The sequence below is a fragment of the Chryseobacterium paludis genome, from assembly GCF_025403485.1.
Classification (GTDB): domain Bacteria; phylum Bacteroidota; class Bacteroidia; order Flavobacteriales; family Weeksellaceae; genus Chryseobacterium; species Chryseobacterium paludis.
The window spans coordinates 112,108-135,130 of record NZ_CP099966.1; the positions used below are offsets into that span (position 1 = coordinate 112,108).

At 34.5% G+C, this 23,023-nt stretch carries 23 protein-coding genes and 1 pseudogene; 22 read left to right on the top strand and 2 right to left on the bottom strand.

Annotated features, from left to right (window positions below; all coding sequences use genetic code 11):
- Positions 1 to 14 precede the first annotated feature (14 nt).
- The 5 genes from NG806_RS00480 (at position 15) to argH (ending at position 5,632) form a co-directional block, all read left to right on the top strand.
- On the top strand, positions 15 to 1,157 hold the full coding sequence (locus tag NG806_RS00480; protein WP_261511511.1) for an aspartate aminotransferase family protein: 1,143 nt from the start codon (positions 15 to 17) through the stop codon (positions 1,155 to 1,157).
- A gap of 47 nt (positions 1,158 to 1,204) precedes the next feature.
- Complete coding sequence (locus NG806_RS00485; RefSeq protein WP_214833296.1) at positions 1,205 to 2,167, top strand: N-acetylornithine carbamoyltransferase; 963 nt, start codon at positions 1,205 to 1,207, stop codon at positions 2,165 to 2,167.
- 6 nt (positions 2,168 to 2,173) lie between these two features.
- Positions 2,174 to 2,968, top strand: coding sequence for an acetylglutamate kinase (gene argB / locus NG806_RS00490; protein ID WP_214833294.1), 795 nt, complete (start codon positions 2,174 to 2,176; stop codon positions 2,966 to 2,968).
- A complete protein-coding gene (locus tag NG806_RS00495; RefSeq protein ID WP_261511512.1) occupies positions 2,943 to 4,025 on the top strand; it encodes a M20 family metallo-hydrolase in 1,083 nt (360 codons plus the stop codon). The genes argB and NG806_RS00495 overlap by 26 nt, the downstream gene beginning before the upstream one ends.
- Before the next feature lie 302 nt (positions 4,026 to 4,327).
- Entirely contained in the window at positions 4,328 to 5,632 is a 1,305-nt protein-coding gene (gene argH / locus NG806_RS00500) for an argininosuccinate lyase (protein ID WP_261511513.1), read from the top strand.
- On the opposite strand, the gene NG806_RS00505 is transcribed toward argH, so the two are convergent.
- Positions 5,629 to 6,090: an Lrp/AsnC family transcriptional regulator gene (locus NG806_RS00505; protein ID WP_214833288.1), complete on the bottom strand. Its 462-nt coding sequence runs from the start codon at positions 6,088 to 6,090 to the stop codon at positions 5,629 to 5,631. The genes argH and NG806_RS00505 overlap by 4 nt on opposite strands.
- A 242-nt stretch (positions 6,091 to 6,332) precedes the next feature.
- Between NG806_RS00505 and NG806_RS00510 the strand changes: the two genes are divergently transcribed.
- From NG806_RS00510 to NG806_RS00545, 8 genes are all read left to right on the top strand, one after another.
- Entirely contained in the window at positions 6,333 to 7,223 is an 891-nt protein-coding gene (locus NG806_RS00510; RefSeq protein ID WP_214833286.1) for an aspartate carbamoyltransferase catalytic subunit, read from the top strand.
- Positions 7,224 to 7,306: 83 nt separating this feature from the next.
- The gene (locus NG806_RS00515) at positions 7,307 to 8,383 is read left to right on the top strand and encodes a carbamoyl phosphate synthase small subunit (RefSeq protein ID WP_214833284.1); all 1,077 of its coding nucleotides are present in this window, start codon (positions 7,307 to 7,309) and stop codon (positions 8,381 to 8,383) included.
- 249 nt (positions 8,384 to 8,632) lie between these two features.
- The gene (gene carB / locus NG806_RS00520; protein ID WP_214833283.1) at positions 8,633 to 11,815 is read left to right on the top strand and encodes a carbamoyl-phosphate synthase large subunit; all 3,183 of its coding nucleotides are present in this window, start codon (positions 8,633 to 8,635) and stop codon (positions 11,813 to 11,815) included.
- A gap of 138 nt (positions 11,816 to 11,953) precedes the next feature.
- On the top strand, positions 11,954 to 12,370 hold the full coding sequence (locus tag NG806_RS00525; protein ID WP_261511514.1) for a hypothetical protein: 417 nt from the start codon (positions 11,954 to 11,956) through the stop codon (positions 12,368 to 12,370).
- Positions 12,371 to 12,433: 63 nt separating this feature from the next.
- Positions 12,434 to 12,922 (top strand): DinB family protein, encoded by a 489-nt coding sequence (locus NG806_RS00530; RefSeq protein ID WP_261511515.1) that lies wholly within the window; start codon positions 12,434 to 12,436, stop codon positions 12,920 to 12,922.
- 188 nt (positions 12,923 to 13,110) lie between these two features.
- Positions 13,111 to 13,614: a hypothetical protein gene (locus NG806_RS00535; protein ID WP_261511516.1), complete on the top strand. Its 504-nt coding sequence runs from the start codon at positions 13,111 to 13,113 to the stop codon at positions 13,612 to 13,614.
- Positions 13,615 to 13,732: 118 nt separating this feature from the next.
- The gene (locus NG806_RS00540) at positions 13,733 to 14,884 is read left to right on the top strand and encodes an ABC transporter ATP-binding protein (protein ID WP_261511517.1); all 1,152 of its coding nucleotides are present in this window, start codon (positions 13,733 to 13,735) and stop codon (positions 14,882 to 14,884) included.
- A 20-nt stretch (positions 14,885 to 14,904) separates the two neighbouring features.
- The gene (locus tag NG806_RS00545; RefSeq protein WP_261511518.1) at positions 14,905 to 16,776 is read left to right on the top strand and encodes a hypothetical protein; all 1,872 of its coding nucleotides are present in this window, start codon (positions 14,905 to 14,907) and stop codon (positions 16,774 to 16,776) included.
- 46 nt (positions 16,777 to 16,822) lie between these two features.
- Here NG806_RS00545 and NG806_RS00550 read toward each other — a convergent pair whose 3' ends face one another.
- Positions 16,823 to 17,671, bottom strand: a complete 849-nt coding sequence (locus tag NG806_RS00550) for a retropepsin-like domain-containing protein (protein ID WP_261511519.1) — start codon at positions 17,669 to 17,671, stop codon at positions 16,823 to 16,825.
- 137 nt (positions 17,672 to 17,808) lie between these two features.
- Here NG806_RS00550 and NG806_RS00555 point away from each other — a divergent pair, with 137 nt between their 5' ends.
- The 9 genes and pseudogenes from NG806_RS00555 (at position 17,809) to NG806_RS00595 (ending at position 22,952) form a co-directional block, all read left to right on the top strand.
- Complete coding sequence (locus NG806_RS00555) at positions 17,809 to 18,279, top strand: DUF1203 domain-containing protein (protein ID WP_261511520.1); 471 nt, start codon at positions 17,809 to 17,811, stop codon at positions 18,277 to 18,279.
- A 66-nt stretch (positions 18,280 to 18,345) separates the two neighbouring features.
- Positions 18,346 to 19,119 carry an isocitrate lyase/PEP mutase family protein gene (locus tag NG806_RS00560; protein ID WP_261511521.1) on the top strand — a complete coding sequence of 258 codons (774 nt, stop codon included), beginning with the start codon at positions 18,346 to 18,348 and terminating at the stop codon, positions 19,117 to 19,119.
- Between the two features lie 23 nt (positions 19,120 to 19,142).
- A pseudogene (locus NG806_RS00565) lies at positions 19,143 to 19,637 on the top strand (bifunctional transcriptional activator/DNA repair enzyme AdaA); the annotation flags it as partial.
- A gap of 12 nt (positions 19,638 to 19,649) precedes the next feature.
- Positions 19,650 to 20,165 carry a methylated-DNA--[protein]-cysteine S-methyltransferase gene (locus tag NG806_RS00570; protein WP_251040646.1) on the top strand — a complete coding sequence of 172 codons (516 nt, stop codon included), beginning with the start codon at positions 19,650 to 19,652 and terminating at the stop codon, positions 20,163 to 20,165.
- Positions 20,166 to 20,211: 46 nt separating this feature from the next.
- The gene (locus tag NG806_RS00575) at positions 20,212 to 20,745 is read left to right on the top strand and encodes a Crp/Fnr family transcriptional regulator (RefSeq protein WP_261511522.1); all 534 of its coding nucleotides are present in this window, start codon (positions 20,212 to 20,214) and stop codon (positions 20,743 to 20,745) included.
- 54 nt (positions 20,746 to 20,799) lie between these two features.
- Positions 20,800 to 21,348 (top strand): DinB family protein, encoded by a 549-nt coding sequence (locus NG806_RS00580; protein WP_261511523.1) that lies wholly within the window; start codon positions 20,800 to 20,802, stop codon positions 21,346 to 21,348.
- A gap of 107 nt (positions 21,349 to 21,455) precedes the next feature.
- Positions 21,456 to 22,061, top strand: coding sequence for a DUF2911 domain-containing protein (locus NG806_RS00585; RefSeq protein ID WP_214833261.1), 606 nt, complete (start codon positions 21,456 to 21,458; stop codon positions 22,059 to 22,061).
- Positions 22,062 to 22,065: 4 nt separating this feature from the next.
- Positions 22,066 to 22,596, top strand: coding sequence for a GNAT family N-acetyltransferase (locus NG806_RS00590; RefSeq protein WP_214833258.1), 531 nt, complete (start codon positions 22,066 to 22,068; stop codon positions 22,594 to 22,596).
- Positions 22,593 to 22,952 carry a cupin domain-containing protein gene (locus tag NG806_RS00595; protein WP_214833256.1) on the top strand — a complete coding sequence of 120 codons (360 nt, stop codon included), beginning with the start codon at positions 22,593 to 22,595 and terminating at the stop codon, positions 22,950 to 22,952. The genes NG806_RS00590 and NG806_RS00595 overlap by 4 nt, the downstream gene beginning before the upstream one ends.
- The last annotated feature ends 71 nt before the right edge of the window (positions 22,953 to 23,023 follow it).

The window sequence follows — 23,023 nt, forward strand, 5'->3', positions numbered from 1 at the left end:
CAATTTAAAAAAACATGAACTTATTCAACGTATATCCATTATTTAATATAAATCCTGTAAAGGCTCAGGGATCATTTCTTTGGGACGATAAGGGAGAAAAATATCTTGATTTTTATGGTGGTCATGCTGTGATCTCTATTGGTCATAATCATCCGCATTATCAAACGAAACTTAAAGATCAATTAGATAAAATTTCTTTTTATTCTAATTCTGTTCAAAATGAGCTGCAAATGGAACTTGCTGAGAAATTAGGGAAGTTATCAGGTTATGAAGATTATAATCTTTTCCTGTGTAACTCAGGAGCAGAAGCCAATGAGAATGCTTTAAAACTGGCTTCTTTCCATAATGGAAACAGCAAAGTTCTTTATTTTTCAGGGTCTTTCCATGGAAGAACTTCTGCAGCAGTTTCTGTGACAGATAATCCAAAAATTGTGGCTCCCGTTAATTATTCTGAACGATTCATCAAATCGGAATGGAATAATGTAGAGCAGCTGGAAAAGGTTTTTGAAACTCATGGGGATGATATTTCTTCTGTAATTATTGAAGGAATCCAGGGAGTAGGTGGAATTATGATTCCAACAGCAGAGTTTTTATCTAAAATTAAAGAACTGTGCGAGCAGTATAATACTGTTTTGATTTTGGATGAAGTACAATCCGGATATGGAAGATCGGGTTATTTCTTTGCACATCAGGAGTTTGGTGTTCAGCCGGATATAATTACAACAGCTAAAGGAATGGGAAATGGTTTTCCGATTGGTGGTGTTTTGATCCATCCGAAATTTGAAGCCAGCAATGGATTACTGGGAACTACTTTTGGTGGAAATCATTTAGCTTGTGCTGCAGCGATTGCCGTTCTGGATGTGATGAAAGATGAAAATCTTATGGATAATGCTGAAAGCATGGGAAATTATATTGAAAATGAAATTAAAGATTTTCCACATGTTCAATCTATTCGAAGGAAAGGATTGATGATCGGGATAGAGCTTGACAGGGATTGCGCTGAGGTGAGGAAAAGCCTGCTTTATGATCATCATATTTTTACAGGAAATTCTAATGATAAAGCTGTGCTGAGAATTCTTCCGGCTCTTACCATTAAAAAAGAAGAGACTGATCTTTTCATTAATGCTTTGAAAGAGGTCCTTCATCAAATAGATTAAATATTCAAACTTCAAAAGTTTGGTTCAGACTTTCAAATTTTAATAAAATGAAAAATTTTACCGCTGTAAGTGATATTGAAAACTTACAGGAAATCATAAAAAAAGCTTTATATATAAAAGAAAACCCCCATTCAGAAACTGAAAAAGGAAAGGGGAAAACTATAGGATTGGTATTCTTAAATTCAAGTTTAAGAACCCGTTTAAGCAGTCAGATTGCAGCCCAAAACTTGGGATTAAATGTCTTAACACTAAATGCAGCCCAGGAAGCATGGAATCTTGAATTTGCTGATGGAGCGGTGATGAATGGCGATACTGTAGAGCATATCAAAGATGCTATCGAGGTGTTGAATCAATACTGTGATATTATTGCGGTTCGTTGTTTTGCGGGAATGAAAAACAAGGAAGATGATGTAAATGAAAGTATTTTAAGTCAGTTCCTGAAACATGCAAAAGTTCCGGTAATTTCTTTGGAATCGGCAACCCGTCATCCTTTGCAAAGTTTAGCAGACTGTATCACCATCACTGAAAACTGGAAAGAAGAGCGTAAGCCAAAGGTTGTATTGACCTGGGCTCCACACATTAAGCCAATTGCTCAGGCTGTAGGAAATTCTTTTGCTGAGTGGATGCAGGAAATGGATGTGGATTTTGTCATTGCGAATCCTAAAGGGTATGATCTGGATCAAAATTTTACAAAAGATACCAAGGTTATTCATAATCAGGAAGAAGCTTTGAAAGATGCTGATTTTATCTATGTTAAAAACTGGTCGTCTTTTGATGAATATGCTGCCATACCTGAAGTAAAAGAAAATTGGATGCTGACTGCTGAAAAGCTGGCAGAAACGAATAATGGAAAGGTCATGCACTGTCTTCCGGTTCGTCGGAATGTAGAACTAAGTGATGAAGTAATGGATGGTGAAAATTCGATTATTTATCAGCAGGCTAAAAACCGTATTTTCTCTGCACAGGCTGTGTTTAGTGAGATTTTAGATGAAATCAAATCCAGTAAATAATCTATTATGAAAGAGAAACTTTTTGTTGTAAAAATAGGAGGTGCCTTGATTGATGATGAGGTAATGCTGAATCAGTTTCTGGAAGAATTTTCCAATATTAAGGAAAAGAAAATTCTGATTCATGGTGGTGGAAAACTGGCAACGATACTGGCGGCTAAATTGGGAGTAACTCAGCAGTTGGTCAATGGAAGAAGAATTACGGATAAATCGACATTAGATATTGTGACAATGGTGTATGCGGGAAATATTAATAAAAATATCGTTTCGAAACTACAGTACAGAAATTGTAATGCTTTAGGGCTTTCAGGTGCTGATGCTAATGTAATTCAGGCAAAAAAGAGAAATCACTCTGAAATTAATTTTGGATTTGTTGGTGATATTGATGAGGAAAGCGTCAACAAAAAAATGCTTTCTTATTTTCTTTATCTTGATCTCGTTCCTGTTTTTTCTGCCATCACGCATGATAAGAAAGGAAATCTCTTAAATACCAATGCAGATACCATTGCTTCGGTAATTGCTCAGTCTTTATCAGAAATATATGATGTTGAATTGTTGTACTGTTTTGATAAAGAAGGGGTATTGGAAGATGTTGATGACCCTGATTCTGTTATTAAAAGTGTATCTCAGGAAGATTTTTCAACTTTAAAAGAAGCAGGAAAATTGCATAAAGGGATCTTGCCGAAACTTGAAAATGCACTTGGAGCCATTAAAAATAATGTAAATAAGGTTTTCTTAATTAAAGAAACCCAATTGAAGAACCATATAGAAAATCATCATGCAGGAACTGAAATCTGTTTATAATCAAGAAGAGTTATTCAATAATGCAATTGAATTGCTTAAAAAACTGATTGAAATGCCTTCATTCAGCAAGGATGAATATAATACTTCTGTAGAAATAGAAAGTTTTTTTCAAAAACACGGAATTCCTGCGAAGCGTTTTAAAAATAACATCTGGGCGGTCAATAAACATTTTGATGAGGCTAAACCTTCTGTATTGCTGAATACACACCATGATACGGTAAAACCTAATAAGGCCTATACTTTAGATCCGTTTGTAGCAATTGAAAAAGAGGGAAAATTATATGGATTGGGTAGTAATGATGCCGGGGCTTCTCTGGTTTCTTTAGCACAGACGTTTTTATATTTTTATGAAAGAGGAGATTTAAAATATAATTTAGTTATTGCTTTAACGGCAGAGGAGGAGATTTCAGGTTTTGATGGGATTGAAGCCTTATTTCCACAACTGTCCAATGTGGAATTGGCTATTGTAGGAGAACCTACGCAGATGAACCTTGCGATTGCTGAGAAAGGACTTTTGGTAATTGATGGTGAAATGAAGGGTACAGCTTCTCATGCTGCTCATCCTAATAATGATAATGCTATTATAAAATGTATGCGGGATTTGCAGCATATTACAAATTTTAAGTTTCCAAAGGTTTCAGATTATCTGGGAGAAGTTAAAATTACGCTATCTGCCATTCATGCCGGAGTTCAGCATAATGTAGTTCCTGAAGCATGTCAATTTACTTTGGATGTAAGAGTGACGGATGAATATAGCAATGAAGAAGTTTTTGAAATTATTCAATCACAAATGAAATCAAACCTTACGGCAAGATCCTTCAGGTTAAATTCTTCGAAAATAGAATTGGATCACCCTTTTGTGCAGGCTGGTTTGGCAATTGGAAGGACAACGTACGGATCTCCAACCTCTTCAGATCAGGCAATCATACCTTGTACCTCTGTTAAAATGGGTCCCGGAGACAGTAGGCGCTCTCATACGGCGGATGAATATATAGAACTCAGTGAAATAAAAGAAGGAATTGAAATTTATATCCGGATTTTAGAAAAGGTGTTATAAAAGACGTAAGATCTCAGACATCAGTTATCAGACATTTCAATGGATTAAATAAGTCTAGCATCTGATATCTAGTATCTGAAATCTGAAAAAAAATATTGGTTTTAGTTAGTTTTTAAATGTTTTGACTCAGCATGATTATAATGAAGAAAGCAGTTTTTAATAAGATTTATGCAAGAAGACCATTAAAAATGAAAGACTTTATTGAATGTGGAAGATGTTAAAGTTTTTAGCAGTAAGAAATATCATGCTGAGCACAAAACAGCTCTAAAACCGAATTATAGTAATATTTTAAATAGACAATTATGAAAAAGATATGGCAGAAAGATAATCTTGCCACCAATATATTAGTCAACCAGTTTACAGTAGGAAAAGACCTTGATTTCGATGAGCGATTAGCAAAATATGATGTTAAGGGTTCTATGGCTCACTGTAAGATGCTTGCAGAAGTTGGAATTATTTCCAATGAAGAATCAGAACAGATGACCTCTGTTTTGGCTATGATATTAAAAGATATTGAAAACGGAAGTTTCGAACTCGACAAAGAAGCTGAGGATATCCATTCTCAGATTGAAGCGATCTTAATTGAAAAATTAGGAGATGTAGGGAAAAAGATTCATACGGCAAGATCCCGAAATGATCAGGTTTTATTGGATATCAAGCTTTATTTACTGGATGAGATTCGTGAAATAACAAGCCTTACTGACGAGTTTTTTCAGCTATTGATAGGATTGGCCGAAGAGCATAAAGAGGTTTTGCTTCCAGGATATACACATTTGCAGATTGCAATGCCTTCGTCTTTTGGATTATGGTTCGGAGCGTATGCAGAGGCTTTATTAGATGATGTTGAAATGCTGTTCTCGGTAAAGAATATCATTAATAAAAACCCATTAGGTTCTGCAGCTGGTTATGGTTCTTCCTTTCCGATCGATCGAGAAAGTACAACCTACAACCTTGGGTTTCAAACGATGAATTATAATGCTGTATATGCTCAGATGACCCGTGGGAAATCTGAAAAGTTACTGGCAATGGCCATGGCAACAATAGCAGGAACCCTTGGGAAATTTGCCTATGACGTATGTTTGTATTTAAGTCAGAACTTTAATTTTATAAGCTTTCCTAAAGAATTTACAACGGGAAGCAGTATTATGCCTCATAAAAAGAACCCGGATATTTTCGAGTTGGTGAGAGCGAGATGTAATAGAATTCAATCTTTACCGAATGAGCTTATACTGTTGACGAATAATCTTCCTTCAGGATATCACAGAGATGTACAGCTGACAAAAGAAATTCTTTTTCCAGCTATTGATTCCTTAAAAGAATGTCTGGAGATCTTAAATTATACTTTGCCCAACATAAAAGTGAGAGAGGGTATTCTGGAGGATGAAAAATACAAATATCTTTTCAGTGTAGAGAAAATTAATGAAGAGGTTAAAAATGGCAGTTCCTTCCGGGATGCTTATGTAAAAGTAGGCCAGGAAATAGAGAATAATGAATTTGATTTTGAAATTGCGAATCTTAGCCATACCCATCAGGGAAGTATAGGAAATCTATGTCTGGATAAAATAAGTTATCAGTTTAATAAACTGAAAAATAAAATACTGGGTTAGGCGAGATCAATTTTAAATTTAGTGGATTTTTTCACTTCATGTAAAACGATGGAACTGTGGTATTGTCCGATATTAGGAATATTTGAGATCACACTTACAGCAAAATCATTATAAGAGTTGATATCCTTGGCAATGATCTTCAGCATATAATCATATTCGCCAGAGAGGCTGATGATTTCCTGAACTTCGTCATATTTTCCAATGTTCTTCTCAAAAGTCTCCAATACCTTTTTGGACTGCTCTTTAAGACGGACATTACAATAAACAACAATATTAAGTCCCAGTTTTTCACGGTTCAGAAGGCCAACATATTTCTCAATAACCCCTTGTTTCTCTAATTGTTTGATACGCTCATAAGTTGGAGTGAAGGTAAGACCAATCTTCTCGGAGATTTCTTTTACAGATAGAGTAGAGTCTTCCTGAATAATACTGAGAATCATTTTGTCTTTAGCGTCCATAGTGTAGATTTGAGATTTAACAAAAATATTAAGAAAAAATGAGAATAATGGGTGATTGAAGTTTTTTAATTTATTTGGGATTTTGATTTTGTAGTATCGCTGAAATGTTATATCTTTGCACCTAATGAATAAAAGAGTATTTATATCATTAGATTTACCGGGCGACAGCGCCCTTTACGATATTTATTGTTATTAAGCGAAGATTTTGTCTTCGCTTTTTTTATGTAAAAAATTAAGATATTATGTTTACGATTACAGAACTAAGTACCGAGAAAATCAACAGTATACTGGCAGAAGCACTGGCTTTTGCTAATGGAAAAACTGCTAAAATAGAGGGCGAAGTTTTTTGCTCAAATCTATTCTTTGAGGATAGTACAAGAACAAAAACAAGCTTCGATTTAGCTGAAAGAAAATTAGGATTGCAGGTCGTTCCATTTGATGCTTCACACAGCTCAGTAAATAAGGGTGAAAGTTTATATGATACAGTGAAGACGATTGAGAGTATAGGGGTAGACTTAGTTGTAATAAGAGATAAAAAAGACGGATTCTTTGAAGAATTAAAAAATATTAATATTCCGGTGATCAATGGTGGCGATGGAAAGGGAAACCACCCATCGCAGTGTATGCTGGATCTTATGACGATCCATCAGGAATTTGGAAAATTTGAAGGTCTGAAAGTTGGAATTGTAGGGGATGTAAAGCACAGCAGAGTTGCTAACTCCAATGCAGAAGCATTAAGAAGACTAGGTGCTAAAGTATATTTCTCAGGACCAGAGGATTGGTTTGATGAAGGTGCTTTGATTAACGGAACTTACCAGTCGGTAGACCAGCTGATCAATGAAGTGGATGTTTTAATGTTATTAAGAATTCAGCATGAAAGACACGACGCTAAAATGAGTTTTTCGGCTTCAGATTATCATAGAAAATATGGTTTGACGAAAGAAAGGGAAAAAGCGATGAAAAAAGAAGCGATCATCATGCATCCAGCTCCTATCAACAGAGGAGTGGAAATCGATACCGATTTAGTAGAATGTGAGCGTTCAAGGATTTTTAAGCAAATGCAGAATGGAGTTTTTGCAAGAATGGCGATACTTAAAAATACGCTCGAAGAAAAAGGATTTAAGTTTAAATAATTGTAAAAAGTATTAATGTAAAAGGTATTCATGAAAATCGTCTATAGGTTTATATATGAATACATGGTACAACAAAAATAAAAATGAAAAAGAAATTAATATTAGAATCCGGAGAGGTTTTTAACGGAGAAGGTTTCGGAGCAGAATTGGAAACAGCAGGAGAAGTGGTTTTCAATACCGGAATGACGGGATATCAAGAATTGATTTCCGACCCATCTTATTGTGGTCAGATTGTATGTATGACTTATCCGTTGATCGGAAATTATGGGATCAACCGCGATGATTATGAAAGTATTGAACCAGCTATTAAAGGTCTTATTGTAAAGGAAATTTGTGATCTACCATCCAATTTCCGTACTCAGATCACCTTGGATGAATTGTTCAAAAAGAAAAACCTTTCAGGAATTTCAGGAATAGATACAAGAAGACTGACAAGAATTCTTCGTAACTCAGGTGTGGTAAAAGGAAAAATTGTAAATGCAGATGCTGATGAAAACGCAATTGTAGAAGAGTTAAAATTAACAACTTTCCCTACCAACCAGGTAGAAACTGTTTCTACGAAAACACCTTACGCAAATCCGGGAAGAGGTTTCAAAGTAGTATTGGTAGATTTCGGTTCTAAATTAGGAATCATCAGAGAGCTTTCTCAAAGAAACTGCGACATTATCGTTGTATCACATGATACAACAGCTGAAGAGATCTTACTAATGGATCCGGATGGGATTATGCTTTCAAATGGTCCTGGTGATCCTGAAGATAACCAACAGGCCTTAGAAATGATCCGCGGTCTTTTAGGAAAAGTTCCGATCTTTGGAATTTGCTTAGGACACCAGTTAATAGGGTTAGCTTGTGGAGCGAAAACATTCAAACTGAAATTCGGACACAGAGGAGGAAATCACCCGGTTTTAGATTTAGTGAAAAATAAAGTTTCGATCACTTCCCAAAACCACGGTTATGCAGTAGATCAGGAAAGTCTTAAAGGAACAGACCTTATCGAAACCCACATCGCTCTAAACGACAGAACAAATGAAGGATTGAAACACAAAATCCACCCTTGTTTCTCAGTTCAGTATCACCCGGAAGCAAGTCCAGGCCCGGAAGATGCGAATTATTTGTTTGATGAGTTTATTGATTTAATGGAAGACTTTAAGAAGCTATAATACAGACATCAGATAGCAGACACTAGACATCAGACTTTTGAAAATTAAAGTAATTATGCACAATTTTGAGAAATTAATTTTAACAAAAGAGTTAGAACTACTTAATGTGGAAAAAGTTGATAGTCTAATATCAAATCTGAATGAAATTCAAAGAATGATTTATACATTCAAATCTAATTTAAAAAAGTAAAAACAGAATGTTGGAAGTCTGAAATCTGGCATCTGAAATCTTGTATCTAAAAAAAGAAAATGGCAAAACGTACAGATATAAAAACAATTTTAGTAATCGGTTCTGGTCCTATCATCATTGGGCAGGCGGCAGAATTCGATTATGCAGGAACGCAGGCTTGTTTATCCTTAAGAGAAGAAGGTTACAAGGTAATTTTGATCAACTCAAATCCTGCAACGATTATGACGGATGTGGAGATCGCTGATAAAGTATATATCGAGCCGATATCCCTTCAGTTTGTAAGTCATATCATCAGAAAGGAACGTCCGGATGCGTTGCTTCCTACTTTAGGGGGGCAGACTGGATTGAATATGGCAGTAGAATTGGAGAAATCAGGGATCCTTGAAGAATGTAAAGTTGAGGTATTGGGAACTACACTTTCAGCGATCAACAGAGCGGAGGACAGAGATCTGTTCCGTGAATTAATGAGAGAGCTGAACGAGCCGGTTCCGGAATCTGATATTGTAACTACAGTAGAAGGAGCTCTTCATTTCGCTGAAGAAATCGGATATCCCGTTATTGTTCGTCCTGCCTTTACCATGGGAGGGACTGGAGGTGGAATCGCTTCCAATGAAGCTGAATTAAAAGAGATCGCAGAACTGGGATTGAAATACAGTCCGGTAACGCAGTGTCTTATTGAAAAATCAATCGCAGGTTTCAAAGAAATCGAATACGAAGTAATGCGTGATGCGAACGACAATGCAATTGTGGTTTGTAACATGGAAAATATAGACCCGGTGGGAGTTCATACGGGAGACTCAATTGTGGTAGCGCCTTCACAGACGCTTTCAGACAGAGAATACCAAATGTTGAGAAATGCTTCCCTAAAAATCATCAGAGCACTGGGTATTGAAGGGGGATGTAACGTACAGCTGGCTTTGGATCCACATTCATTTGAATACTATATCATTGAAGTAAACCCGAGGGTTTCAAGATCATCAGCTTTAGCAAGTAAAGCGACGGGATATCCGATCGCTAAAATTGCAGCTAAAATTGCAGTTGGGTTAACCCTTGATGAGATCATGAATCCGGTTACAGGAAAAACTTACGCATGTTTCGAACCAGCTTTGGACTATGTGGTAACTAAATTCCCAAGATTTCCTTTCGATAAATTTGAAACTGCGGACAGAAGACTTTCAACACAGATGAAAGCGACCGGAGAAGTAATGGCTATCGGAAGAAACTTTGAAGAATCTTTACAGAAAGCGGTACGTTCCCTGGAAACAGGTTTAAGACACTTAGGATTAAAAACAAAACAAGCTGCAGCTTTAACAGACGAAGACATCGAAAGAAGAATCAGAGTTTGTGATGACGAAAGATTATTCATCATTTGTGATGCTTTAAGAAGAGGTTACGATTGGGAACAGATTGTAGAATGGAGTAAGATTGACAAGTTCTTTATCTATAAATTAAAGAAACTGGTTGACTTCGAAAAAACAATTGCTGAACATAAATTTGATAAAGAGATTTTAATTAAAGCTAAAAAATTAGGTTTCTCAGATCAGAATATCGCTCACTTATGGGAATCTACTCAAAGAGAGGTTTACAATTTCAGAAAAGAAAATGGAGTGATACCGGTTTACAAAATGGTAGACACCTGTGCGGCAGAATTTGAAAGTGAAACACCCTATTTCTACGGAACTTATGAAGAGGAAAATGAAAGTGTGGTTTCAGATAAACAAAAAGTGGTCGTTTTAGGCTCAGGGCCAATCAGAATAGGACAGGGAGTAGAATTTGACTACGCTACAGTACATTCAGTTTGGGCGATCAAAGAAATGGGCTATGAAGCGATTATCATCAACAATAACCCTGAAACAGTTTCTACAGACTTCTCAATCTCAGATAAATTATACTTCGAACCTTTAACGGAAGAAGATGTAATGAGTATCATCGACCTTGAGAAACCAATGGGAGTAGTTGTTCAGTTTGGAGGACAAACGGCGATTAACTTAGCAGATAAACTGGCAAGCTATGGAGTAAAGATCTTAGGAACTTCATTAGAAGACCTTGACAGAGCTGAAAACAGAGATAAATTTGAAAAAGCGCTGCAGGAAATGGGAATTCCTCAGCCTTTAGGAAAAACCTCAACATCAAAAGAAGAAGCGATAAAAATTGCTAATGAGATTGGTTATCCGGTTTTAGTTCGTCCAAGTTATGTACTGGGAGGGCGAGCCATGGAAATCGTGTATACAGAATCAGAATTGGCTCATTATATGGAATTTGCGGTAGATGCAAGCCCGGAACACCCGGTATTGGTAGACCGTTACATTACCGGAAAAGAAGTTGAGGTAGATGCGATCTGTGACGGAGAAACGGTAATCATTCCTGGAATTATGGAACATATCGAAAGAGCGGGAGTTCACTCCGGAGACTCTATAGCGGTATATCCACCACAAAATGTTTCTCAAGCTGAAATTGACACCTTAGTAGATTACACCCAAAGACTGGCAAAAGGCTTGAATGTTATTGGATTAATGAATATCCAATATGTTCTGTTTGATGGAAATGTATTCGTGATCGAAGTGAACCCACGTTCATCAAGAACAGTTCCTTTCCTTTCAAAAATTACAGATGTACCGATGGCTAACTTAGCGACAAAAGCTATCTTAGGTCAGAAGCTGAAAGATCTGGGATATAAAAACGGATTGGTTCCGAAAAAAGAAGGCGTGTTTGTAAAAGTTCCGGTGTTCTCATTCTCAAAATTAACGAAAGTTGATATCTCTTTAGGACCAGAAATGAAGTCTACAGGAGAAGTGATGGGGAAAGACACCACTTTAGAAAAAGCTCTTTATAAAGGACTTATTGCAGCAGGAAGAAAAGTTCCGATGCACGGATCAATATTATTCACAGTAGCTGATAAACACAAGCAGGAAGCTGCTGATCTGGCTGCAAGATTCCATGAAGTTGGATTCAGAATCTGGGCAACAGAAGGAACGGCTAAATTCTTTGAAGAAAAAGGAATCCCTTGTAAAATAGGATACAAAATCGGAGAAGAAAGTGTAAACCTTATCGACCTGATCCAAAAAGGAAAAGTACAATATGTAGTCAACACCATGACCAAAGGAAAGCAGGTTGAAAGAGATGGTTTCCAGATCCGAAGAATGAGTGTTGAAAATGGAGTACCATGTTTAACATCAATGGATACGGTAGAGGCTATTTTAAAAGTGATCGAAAGTATGACTTTTAAAATGAATGCGATGTAATCTTTGAAAAGCAAATATATTTAAAACCCCGTAAGTTTTCTTACGGGTTTTTTTTATAAAAATTAAATTATTTGTATAATTTAGATAGTATTAATATTATATAGAAATTCAAATAAACTCAAAGATTTTTTATAAACAATGAAAACTAAAATAACAATTCTAGGAGTCCTAATATTAGGTTTTTTAGCCGCTTTCTTTTATGTGTTGCTAGCGAATCCATATAAGGCTGAAAAAATAAAAATACTTGATTGTGAATCTACTTACAGGGACTATTATTTTGATGATTGGAGTTTAAGAGATTACTACATAAAGCCTAGGGCAACAACGTCATTCGGAAAACAATTTGCTGAAAAAGAAGTTGGAATATGTTTGTATGATAATTATTTTAAGTCACTCAACTCTAAATATAAAGCTGAACTTTTAAAATTATTCAAAAACAATAAAGAGATTATTATTACAGAGAAAAATTTTGAAATTGAGGAAGATTTTAAAAATAGGACAGGAATAAATAAACCTAAAAATCCTATTGAATTTGATCAATATTATCTTGAATAGGGAGTATTTAAAAAGTAATCGAAAGAATGTGATTTATCAAAACCTAACTAATTAACAGGATTTATGATTAAAACTTACAGAGAAGGTGCCGTTGGTGCATTGCTCGACGAATATGAAAGGGCAATTAACGACTTGCAACAGGTAATTACTGACATTTCAGATGATGAACTAATTACAATTATTGATGCTGAAACAAGTGACTCTAACTGCAAATCGATTCAGACAATACTGGCACATGTGGTTAGTGCAGGATTTGCTTATGCTATCGATATCCGATTAATGGGGCAAAATGTAAAATATCCAGACATTGTACTTCGTTGGACAATAGATGATTATCGTAAAGACTTTGACCGCTTATTCGTCTTTACCGTAGAAACTTTCAGAAATATTCATGATGATCAGCTTGAAGAATTTGACAACACCAAAAAAATAAATACTTTGTGGGGACAAGTTTATGATATAGAACAGTTAATGGAACATGCAATTGTTCATGTTTTACGTCATAGACGACAAATTGAAAAATTCAAAATTATATTGCATGGGCAAAAATAAAAATAGTTGAACATGTTATTGTTGAATGGGTAAATTGATATAATTAAAAATTAATTTTGCAGAGTTTTGTGAGATCAGTTTAAAAATAAATAATATTTGCTGATTTATTTATAAATTAGAGCGTTAAAATTCAGGCTGTTAATACTATTTAAAAACCAATAGAAATTCCACCAAATTAAAAAATAACCATGGCAGAATATCAAGCAGAATCAAGCAATTCTTTATTTTTTGAAGTAACAAAAGAGAGCAGGTTAGTTGGAAAACTTATTTATAATAGTTGGTTTAAGTTTAATGCTGTAATAGAAATTGTAGATGGTTTGGAGTATCATATTGAGCCGAAGGGGTTTTGGGGAACAACCATTGAGTTAAAGGACAACGAAAAGATCCTTTTAAAATTCAGACTGAACTGGAATGGAGAAATTGTTATACAAACCTACTTTGACGACTTGAAGAGAAGCTATGCTTTTAAGCACAGAGGTATTTTTAAAGAATCATTTGTACTAACAGATCAGGAAGGACTTGAACTTTTGGTAATGAAGCCGGATCTCAAATGGAGCACCATGAATTATGAATACCAAATAACAACATCAGAAGCTTTTGAGATTCTACCCAGTAAAGAAATACTATTGATCAATTCTCTACATTGTGCCAATTATTATATGTCTATGATGATGTCATCAATGCTTACATAGATTATGAAAAAATAACATAGATATCAAAAGGATGCAGCGATGCATTCTTTTCCATTTTAAGAGGAAACAGCTTCAAAATTTATATCTTTAGAAAGTAAAAATAATATTTAAACACCAAATGACGAAACATCAGCAAAGAGTAGCGGACGTGTATCATTTCTTTGATAATAAAGACACTATTCTCGGATTCAGAAAATTGCTTGACTGTGCTATGGATACTCAGAATATGGGTATTTACAACGAAGCAATTTCTTTAACGGACTGGAAGGAACAATACCCAGATAAAACCGAAGAATTTATTGATAAATCAAAAGATCTGCTTCAGAAAATTGAAGCAATTAAAGTTCCTGAATATCCTTTAGAAAAATCAGTGCTTCACGCAGAGCATATTTCTAAATCATATGGTAGTAATCGGTTTTCTTTAGGACCTGTTTCCATTTCAATTAATAAAGGTCAGGTTTATGGATTAGTTGGTGAAAATGGTAATGGGAAAACCACCCTTTTAAGAATTTTAGCAAAAGAAATTTCTTATAATCAAGGTCAGTTGCAATATGCATTTAACCAGGAACCAAAGAATGATTATGATCTTCGTACAAAATTGGTTTACATTCCGCAACGAACTGCCAAATGGTATGGAAGTCTTAAAGACAACCTTAAATTTGTCCTTGCCAATTACGGGGTGAATACAGAAGAAAATGAAACCCGAACGCTAATGATGATCGCCCGTCTCGGATTGTGGAATTATAAACATTTAAAATGGAGCGAACTATCCTCAGGATATAAAATGCGCTTTGAACTGGCACGCACTCTTTTGAGAAAACCTGAAATTCTGTTGTTGGATGAGCCTTTAGCTAATCTTGATGTGGTGGCCCAACAGGTGATTCTGGAAGACTTGAAAGCGATTGCTAATTCAGTAAATAATCCCATTGCTTTGATCTTAAGTTCTCAGCAATTGTATGAAGTGGAAAAGGTTTCGGATAAAGTTATTTTCCTGAAAAACGGACAATACAAGGATAATTCTGATCTTAAGAACAATGAAGAAAACCATTTGATCATTGAAATTGATACTCCCAGTTCCAGAGATGAACTTTTAGAAGTTTTTAAAGCTTTAAAACTGGAAAAACTCAATTATAATGGTGGAGTATATGTTGCCTATTTTTCTGTAGAAACAGAATTTTATGATGTAATGTCTTCATTGGGAAATGCTAAAACCAACATTGTTTATATCCGTAATATTTCATCTTCCACAAGAAGATTTTTCGTTAGTTAATCTTCTTTAATTCGATCAAAATGCAAAAAATAAATCAACTCAATCAATATTTACTGGAGCGATACCCAACCATCTGGAACACAAAAATCGTGTGGATGCTTTTGGTAAGTGCGCTTATTCATATCTTGTTTTTCGCAATAGGATATTGGTCTCATATGGATCCACGCTCCCTTCAGACCTATAGTGTAAAAGATGATTATTTTAAAAATGGTGTTATATTCATTCATCTCATCATCTCTATTTTAATGATTGTAGGTTGGCTCATAATGATGTTCAAAAACAATGCTTTCAAGAATTTTTATCCTGTTTCAAAATGGAAATTATTCTCACAGTTTGTTCAGTATTTTATCATCCTTTTTGCCAGTACTACCTTCTTTTTCTCTTATATGATAGGTTTCAGGATGTTTATTAATCATCAGTACCCTGATCAACAAGTAGAGAAAAATATAGATATTATTAATAGAACCTCACCCTTTCTTTCACAGGAACTTGAAGCCTATACCTTGGATAACAGAAAGTTTCCAAAACCTTTTGCAGATCTTTTCTGTGAAACGGATATTAATAAAATAAACACGGGTAAAAAATATTTTATTTATTATAACAGGGTATATCAATACTATTCTGTGTATTCCAAGACGTCTGCTAAAAAAGATAGATATGGAAATTTTGCAATTCCTGAACCTGAAAGAACTAATAAAACGGCTGTCGCTTATTCTGAACTGAAAGAAAATTCTGGTACATTCTATTTCAAAAAAGAGGTTGTGGATCTTTCATCATATATTCAGACAACAGGTTTAAGCTATTATAATTTTTCTAAAATTTTCTATGATGAGACTTCTAAGGATGTTCATTATGTAAAAGAGCAAAATTATAATGATATGAATACGGAAGGTTATACAAGCAGTGACTACAAAAAATTAGCTTTTGAAATTAATAAAAAGACTACTGATCTTTTAAATAAAAACAATCCTGCAAAATTAGAAAGCTTACTTTCTGATTTTTTGAAAATATCAAAAGAATATAAAATACAGACTAATCTGGAAGCTAAAGAATGGGCGAAAATGATCTATTCCACACAGAATAATAATTTTGAACCCAAATATTTTATACGAAAGGTTAGAAACTACAATGAAGCTGATGATCCATCAATCTCCAGAGAATATGAAGCTGATTATGCTGTTACAGATACCGAAGCGGCTATTGCGGATAATGGAACGATCGTAAGGGATTCTTTAGCTATAGTAGCTCTTAACCCTGATATTCATCAACAGGTTTCTCCTGAAAAGTATTTTAAAAATAATCTTACAGACTATTACTTTTACACAGATTCTTTGAAAGATGTTCTGAATAATGTTAATACAATAAAAAATATGGATTTCTTCTCGGAGAATATTCATATTTACTTATGGATCTCTTTTTTCCTGGCAGCTTTTATTTTTAGTTTTAGAATTGTAGGATTGAAATCACTATTATTCAGTGTCATCAGTGCCGGAGTATTGATTTTAGCCGTCACGTTACTTACCGTTTTATATTCTGTGTTAGTACGTGGAAAAGAAGAGTTTTTTGCTTCTTATTTTACTCTTTTTATCTCTTTAATCATTCTTTTAGTTCCCTTATTGATGATGCGAAAAGTTGGAAAGCTGGTATCTTCGATTTTTATTACTATTTCAATGAGTGGATTTGTGCTTTTCTTATTTCTTATCTTCGGAATTATCACTATTCATCAGAAAGCGACGTGTATAAGTACGAGTACTGTACATTCGTATGCCGAATGTCCAACAATTATTGATTCTATGGGTCTTAATCTGAGCTTTATTATATTTGTATGTGGTTTTATATTTATGTATTTCTATACTTCCATTCTTCAAAAATGGAAAGCAATGCCACAATAATTTAAACAACATAAGAAAATCCTCATCACATATAAGATGAGGATTTTTAATTAATTTTATAGTAAGGTACTGAAAAATATTTGCTTGGCTTTATATATGCTGTTTTTCTGTCAGCATCAAAGATCCAGATAAACCTTCGTATCATATCGGCTGCAAAATAGCTTACTTTTTGTGTTTTAAGATCTCCCGCAAAGAACCCGGCAGATACATTTTCCATCATTATATTTCCTATTTTGAATTTGGGCAAAATACCTTGCTTTGTGATGACACTTTTACCACTGGAGTTTTTTAATGTTTTTTCTCCTGTTACTTCCAGTTTTTTGTCTAATCCGTTGTCTTCGGCAAATTGATTATTGTAAAGCAATCCTCCGGAATATCCTGATTGTAGAAGAAAATGACCTTCAACTGATTTTCCATCAATGATATTCTCTGCATTAATGAATAGCTGATCTCTTTCAGGATACAGTTTAATAGCCTGATAACCTTTTAAATCTGGCAGCTGATCGTAGATAACGAACTTATTATTATCATAATCGATCTTGAAAGCTTTTCCCGAAAAAATACCTGTTCCAAATTTCCCGTCGGCTTCATGGCCTGTCAGCTCATTATCGAAAAACCGAACATTTTTTGTTACTATTTTTCCTAATTGTATGGTATTATTTTCACTGATCTCATCCTTGAAAATAATATGATCTGCTTTTCTAGCACGTTCAGGGGAAATGGAGGCATCTGCCATAGCAATTTGAAACATCAGATCCAGAGAGTCCTTATCATTTATCAAAGCTTTGACAATGATATTATTGTACTGAGTGAGTCGAAAAGGAATTGTTTCCTGTGCCTGAACTACAATAAAATATGAAAGAAAAAGAAATAGAATGTTAAGTTTTGTAAACATCAGTAAAATGGTTATTGGTTGAAACTTTAAGTTTAGAAAATTACCTTTTATTTTTGAAATGCGAAAGAACATAAAAATACTTGTCTGTTTTTCGGTTGCAGTGCGGATTTTCTGTATTTAAATTTGTAAGAAAAAATATGAACAATTTTAAATTTGAAGCACTGAATGATGTAGATTTTGCTTACTTGAGTCGCTTATCAGATGCTGAACTTTCAGAAAAAAATATTAAAAAGTTAGTGGTAGATAAATTTCCTGGTTTTCCATGCCGGGTTACTTTGGAAGATGCAAAGGTAGACGAGCAGGTTTTCCTTCTTAATTATGATTTTCACAATGTAAATTCCCCATATAAAGCCAGCGGGCCTATTTTTGTAAGAACAAACCACTCAACAAAAATGTATGAAATTAATGAGGTTCCAATAATGTTTAACCATAGACTTCTTTCTGCTCGCGGCTATACCAAAAATGGGATGATGTTTTTTGCAGACGTTTTTGAGGGAAAACTTTTGAAAGAAAAGATTCAGGAGATTTTTGAAAATCAGGAAATCGAATATGTACACATTCACAATGCAAAACCAGGATGTTTTAATGGTGTTGTAAGAAGAGCATAAAAATACTTGTCCATTTTTCGGTTGCAAAATAAGCCATACTCTTATTAACTTTATAAAAAAATAACAATGACAAATATTCAAATTTTTAAAGATCTGCATATAAATGATGACCTTTTATTAGTAGGAAATGTATGGAATGTACAAAGTGCTAAAGTATATGAAAAGTTAGGATATAAAGCATTAGCCACTTCTAGCTCTGCGGTAGCTCATAGTTTAGGATACGAGGATGGAGAGGAGATGAGTTTTGATATATATTTCTATATTGCTGAAAGAATATTAAAATCAGCGAATATTCTTTTATCTGTAGATTTAGAAGGTGGATACGGAAATACAAGCGATCAGATTGTTTCAAATATTTCAAGGTTAGCAGCCATTGGTGCAGTTGGTATTAATATAGAGGACAGTGTTGTGGTTGATGGAGCCAGAAAGTTATTAACGAAAGAAGAGCTCCATGAAAAATTTAAACCGGTTATTTCAAAATTGAAAGCGGACAATATTGATATTTTCATCAATTTCAGGACTGATCCTTTTTTGTTAGGAATTGAAAATCCTGTAGATGAAACACTGCAAAGAATAAGGATTTTTGAAGAATTAGGAGTAGATGGAATTTTCGTTCCTTGTATTACGGATGAAAACGATATCAAAACCATTGTAAATTCTACAGAAACTCCAATTAATGTAATGTGTATGCCCGATTTGCCCGATTTTGAGACCCTTAAAAATTTAGGAGTTAAAAGAATTTCTTCAGGAAATTTTTTAAATGGGTATATTTATAATCATTTGGAAGATGCAGGCCGTGAGGTACTCGTAAAACAAAGTTTTTCACCCATTTTTATGTAATGATGAGACTTACAGAAGATAGAATGTATCAGGCCTCTTTGGAAAAAGATTCCACATTCGAAGGAACTTACTGGATGGCGGTAAAAACGACAGGGATATTCTGTCGGCCCACCTGTACTGCCCGAAAACCCAAAAGAGAAAATGTAGAATTCTTTTTAGATACAAAAGAAGCTATAGAAAGTGGATATCGAGCCTGCAAAGTTTGTAAGCCTCTTGAAAAACTAAACGAAACACCACTTTATATTCAGGAATTGCTGAATGAACTAATGCGCGATGAATCTTTAAAAATCAAAGACGCCGATTTAATGACCAGACATATTGAACCGGTAACGGTTCGTCGGTGGTTCCTGAAAAATCATGGAATTACTTTTCAGGCCTATCAAAGAAAATTGCGCATGAACAAAGCTTTCAAAAAGATAAAAAATGGTGAGAGTATTATAGCAGCTGCGATCGATTCAGGATATGAGAGCTTAAGTGGATTTAATGAACGTTTTAAAAATATAGTAGGTGTCTCACCTAAAAATACCAAAATGCAAGGAATAATAGATCTTAAAAGAATTGAAACTCCACTGGGACCGATGTTTGCCTGTGCAGTAGATGAAGGGATTTGTTTGCTGGAGTTTACAGATCGGAAAAATATGGATAAACAGTTTGCATCACTGTCAAAATCTTTAAATGCAGAGATCGTTCAGGGTGAGAATAAACACTTTCAGCAATTAGAAAAGGAGCTACAGGAGTATTTTGAAGGAAAGCGAAAAACTTTTGATGTTCCGTTATATATCACCGGAACTGAATTTCAGGAAAAAGTATGGCATCTCTTATGTGAAATTCCAATGGGAGAGACCAGAACTTATAAACAGCAATCAGAGTTTTTAGGAAATCCAAAAGCAATACGTGCAGTCGGAACTGCAAATGGAATCAATAAAATAGCTATTTTAGTTCCCTGTCATCGGGTCATCGGCTCTAATGGTGATCTCGTAGGATATGCAGGAGGAATCTGGAGGAAACAAAAGTTATTGGAGTTAGAGAAGGCAATATTATTCTGATTTTATTTAAATTTATAGACCCTGATATTAAGGTCATTTTGAATCTATGAGTTCTGTAAATATAATCCAAACACTGATTGATGCTGATCTGTTTAAAACTGAAAAAAACATTCAACGTTACCAGTTTCTAAAAATAAAAGACGAGATAGACACGAATGTTTATTTTGTGGAAGAGGGAAGTGTCCGTATTTTTATCATGGATGAAGATGAAGAACGGATCATTAGATTCGGTTATAAGGATAATATCATTGTTTCCCTGGATTCATTTTTATCAGATAAGCCATCGGATTTCTATATTCAGGCGATTAAAAAGACAAAGGTAAAAGTAGCAACAAAAAAGGATTTTTACGAATTTATTCAATCGAGTGATGAGCATTTAAAATTATGGACTTTTATTTTAGAAGATCTTGTTTTACAACAGATTGAAAGAGAAAAAGATCTTTTGGTCAACTCACCTCTTGAACGTTACGAAAGGGTTTTAAAAAGAAGTCCGAAGCTATTTCAGGAAATCCCCAATAAATATATTGCCAATTACCTTAGAATGAGTCCCGAAACATTATCGAGATTAAAAAAATCTTGAGTTCAGTCAATATTTAGAAATGTAGGAATACAGAAATTTGCATAAAAAGGATCAATGAAAATTTCTTCTTCACAATTAATATCAGAATTAACGACGATTACCCAACAACACATCCAATATGTAGAAACACTTTTGCAGAAAACAGATCAAGAGCTGAATCACAGAACATCCGAAAATAGCTGGAGTGTTCTGGAGTGTATTGAACATCTTAATCTTTACGGAGGTTTTTATATTCCGGAGATTACCCACAGGATATCTTCTTCTCATTCTACTACAAAGACTACATTTTCACCGGGAATCCTTGGTAATTATTTTGCAAAGTCGATGTTGCCAAAAGAAAAGCTAAATACAATGAAAACATTTAAAACAATGAATCCTATCCGCGCTAAGCTGGATAAAGGAGTATTGAAAAAATTCATTTGGCAAGAGCAACAACTATTAGTTCTGTTGGAAAAATCCAGAAACATTAATCTGGAGAAGACAAAAACAAGTATAAGTATTTCAAAACTGATCAAACTGAAACTAGGTGATACGTTACGTTTTGTTATTTATCATAATGTTAGGCATATTGAACAGGCAAAAAAGGTTTTACTGGCTGTTTGAAATTTTTGAAAAAATAGAAAAGTTAATAATGTGGATATTATAAAAATTATTGAAATTGGAGCAGACTATTTTGTTTTGATTTCGTACTTTTAAACAAAAATTTACACGTGAAAAAATTAGTATTCGCACTTTGCCTATCGGCTTCAGCTTTAAGTTTTGCACAAGACTATTCAGTACCGGCTGCAAGTCCGCGTCAGAAGGTGGAACAGCAGTTCTCTATGTCTAAAATCAGTATCGATTATGGAAGACCTGGTGTAAAAGGTCGTAAAATCTTTGGAGAATTAGTTCCTTATGGACAGGTTTGGCGAGCAGGGGCCAACTCATCTACAAAAATTACATTCGGACAGGCTGTTAACTTCGGTGGTAAAATGGTGCCTGCAGGAACATATGGATTATTTATCGTTCCAACAGATAAAGAATGGAAAGTGATCTTAAATAAGGATTTTCAACAATGGGGTGCTTATACCTACGATCCGAAACAGGATGTGGTAGATGTTACTGTCCCTGTTAATAAATTAGCTGACAAGCAAGAATGGTTTGAAATTACATTAAATCCTACGGATGAAAATTCTGGGAATTTAGTGATCAAATGGGATATGGCTCAGGCAGAAGTTGCCTTAAAACCTGCAAAATTAGATGCCGTAATCAAAATTTCAGATAAACTGAAAGAAATCAAAAAAATAGAAACTGACGCTGCTAAAACAAAAAGCTAAGACAATGAATTTTTCTATTCAATCTATTTTAGAAGATAATGAATTTCAATTAATCCCCTTAATACAAGGGGATTTTGAATCTGTATATGAAGTAGCTTCTGATCCCAGAGTCTGGGAACAGCATCCTAATAAAGACAGATACAAAAGAGAGGTTTTTGAGAGTTTTTTTAAAGGTGCGATTGAAAGTAAAGGTGCTTTTAAAATTATAGATAAAGCTTCCGGGAATATATTGGGAAGCAGCCGATACTATGATTTTGATGAAAAGGACAATCATATTTTTATTGGATATACTTTTTATGGCACAAAATCCTGGGGAAAAGGGGTAAATCCAAGAGTTAAAAAACTGATGCTGGATTATATTTTTCAATTTGTAAATAAAGTTCATTTCCATATTGGGAAAGAGAACTTCCGTTCCCAAATTGCCTTGGAAAGATTGGGTGGAGAAAAAATAGGGGAAGAAGAAGTAGCCTATTTTGCAGAACCCACAAGAACCAATTTTGTATATGAAATAAAAAAGGAAAATTGGCTGAAATGAAAAAATATAAAATTCAGAAATCACCATTTGTAGTTCCTACAACAGACGGGAAATTGATCGAGGAGCATTGGGGAAATTCTACGCAAAATCCTAATGTATCCATCGCTCATATGGTAGCACCACCTGATTGGAGTGAACCCCATCAGACGCCTCAGTTTGATGAATTTACAATTATTATTTCAGGAAAAAAGCAGTTTGAAATAGATGGTGAAATAGTCACCCTTGAAAAAGGACAGAGTATTATGGTGGAAAAAGGAGCAAGAGTCCGCTACAGCAACCCTTTTACCGAGCCTTGTGAGTACATTGCAATCTGCCTTCCTGCTTTTTCGATGGATTTGGTGAATAGAGAAGGATAATTTTTTTAATGTAACAATTTACCAATAAATTAATGCTGCAAAATTGAATCAAGTGACCATATCATTGCTAC

Bases quoted from the DNA above. Each gene is read 5' to 3' on its own strand.
- NG806_RS00525 (WP_261511514.1), top strand. From the start codon at position 11,954: ATGAAAACTAAAATAACAATTCTAGGAGTCCTAATATTAGGTTTTTTA.
- NG806_RS00485 (WP_214833296.1), top strand. From the start codon at position 1,205: ATGAAAAATTTTACCGCTGTAAGTGATATTGAAAACTTACAGGAAATC.
- NG806_RS00550 (WP_261511519.1), bottom strand. From the start codon at position 17,671: ATGTTTACAAAACTTAACATTCTATTTCTTTTTCTTTCATATTTTATT.
- NG806_RS00595 (WP_214833256.1), top strand. From the start codon at position 22,593: ATGAAAAAATATAAAATTCAGAAATCACCATTTGTAGTTCCTACAACA.
- argH (WP_261511513.1), top strand. From the start codon at position 4,328: ATGAAAAAGATATGGCAGAAAGATAATCTTGCCACCAATATATTAGTC.
- argB (WP_214833294.1), top strand. From the start codon at position 2,174: ATGAAAGAGAAACTTTTTGTTGTAAAAATAGGAGGTGCCTTGATTGAT.
- NG806_RS00570 (WP_251040646.1), top strand. From the start codon at position 19,650: ATGCAAGGAATAATAGATCTTAAAAGAATTGAAACTCCACTGGGACCG.
- NG806_RS00575 (WP_261511522.1), top strand. From the start codon at position 20,212: ATGAGTTCTGTAAATATAATCCAAACACTGATTGATGCTGATCTGTTT.
- NG806_RS00560 (WP_261511521.1), top strand. From the start codon at position 18,346: ATGACAAATATTCAAATTTTTAAAGATCTGCATATAAATGATGACCTT.
- NG806_RS00495 (WP_261511512.1), top strand. From the start codon at position 2,943: ATGCAGGAACTGAAATCTGTTTATAATCAAGAAGAGTTATTCAATAAT.
- NG806_RS00535 (WP_261511516.1), top strand. From the start codon at position 13,111: ATGGCAGAATATCAAGCAGAATCAAGCAATTCTTTATTTTTTGAAGTA.
- NG806_RS00590 (WP_214833258.1), top strand. From the start codon at position 22,066: ATGAATTTTTCTATTCAATCTATTTTAGAAGATAATGAATTTCAATTA.
- NG806_RS00530 (WP_261511515.1), top strand. From the start codon at position 12,434: ATGATTAAAACTTACAGAGAAGGTGCCGTTGGTGCATTGCTCGACGAA.
- NG806_RS00580 (WP_261511523.1), top strand. From the start codon at position 20,800: ATGAAAATTTCTTCTTCACAATTAATATCAGAATTAACGACGATTACC.
- NG806_RS00545 (WP_261511518.1), top strand. From the start codon at position 14,905: ATGCAAAAAATAAATCAACTCAATCAATATTTACTGGAGCGATACCCA.
- NG806_RS00515 (WP_214833284.1), top strand. From the start codon at position 7,307: ATGAAAAAGAAATTAATATTAGAATCCGGAGAGGTTTTTAACGGAGAA.
- NG806_RS00555 (WP_261511520.1), top strand. From the start codon at position 17,809: ATGAACAATTTTAAATTTGAAGCACTGAATGATGTAGATTTTGCTTAC.
- NG806_RS00480 (WP_261511511.1), top strand. From the start codon at position 15: ATGAACTTATTCAACGTATATCCATTATTTAATATAAATCCTGTAAAG.
- NG806_RS00505 (WP_214833288.1), bottom strand. From the start codon at position 6,090: ATGGACGCTAAAGACAAAATGATTCTCAGTATTATTCAGGAAGACTCT.
- NG806_RS00540 (WP_261511517.1), top strand. From the start codon at position 13,733: ATGACGAAACATCAGCAAAGAGTAGCGGACGTGTATCATTTCTTTGAT.
- NG806_RS00510 (WP_214833286.1), top strand. From the start codon at position 6,333: ATGTTTACGATTACAGAACTAAGTACCGAGAAAATCAACAGTATACTG.
- carB (WP_214833283.1), top strand. From the start codon at position 8,633: ATGGCAAAACGTACAGATATAAAAACAATTTTAGTAATCGGTTCTGGT.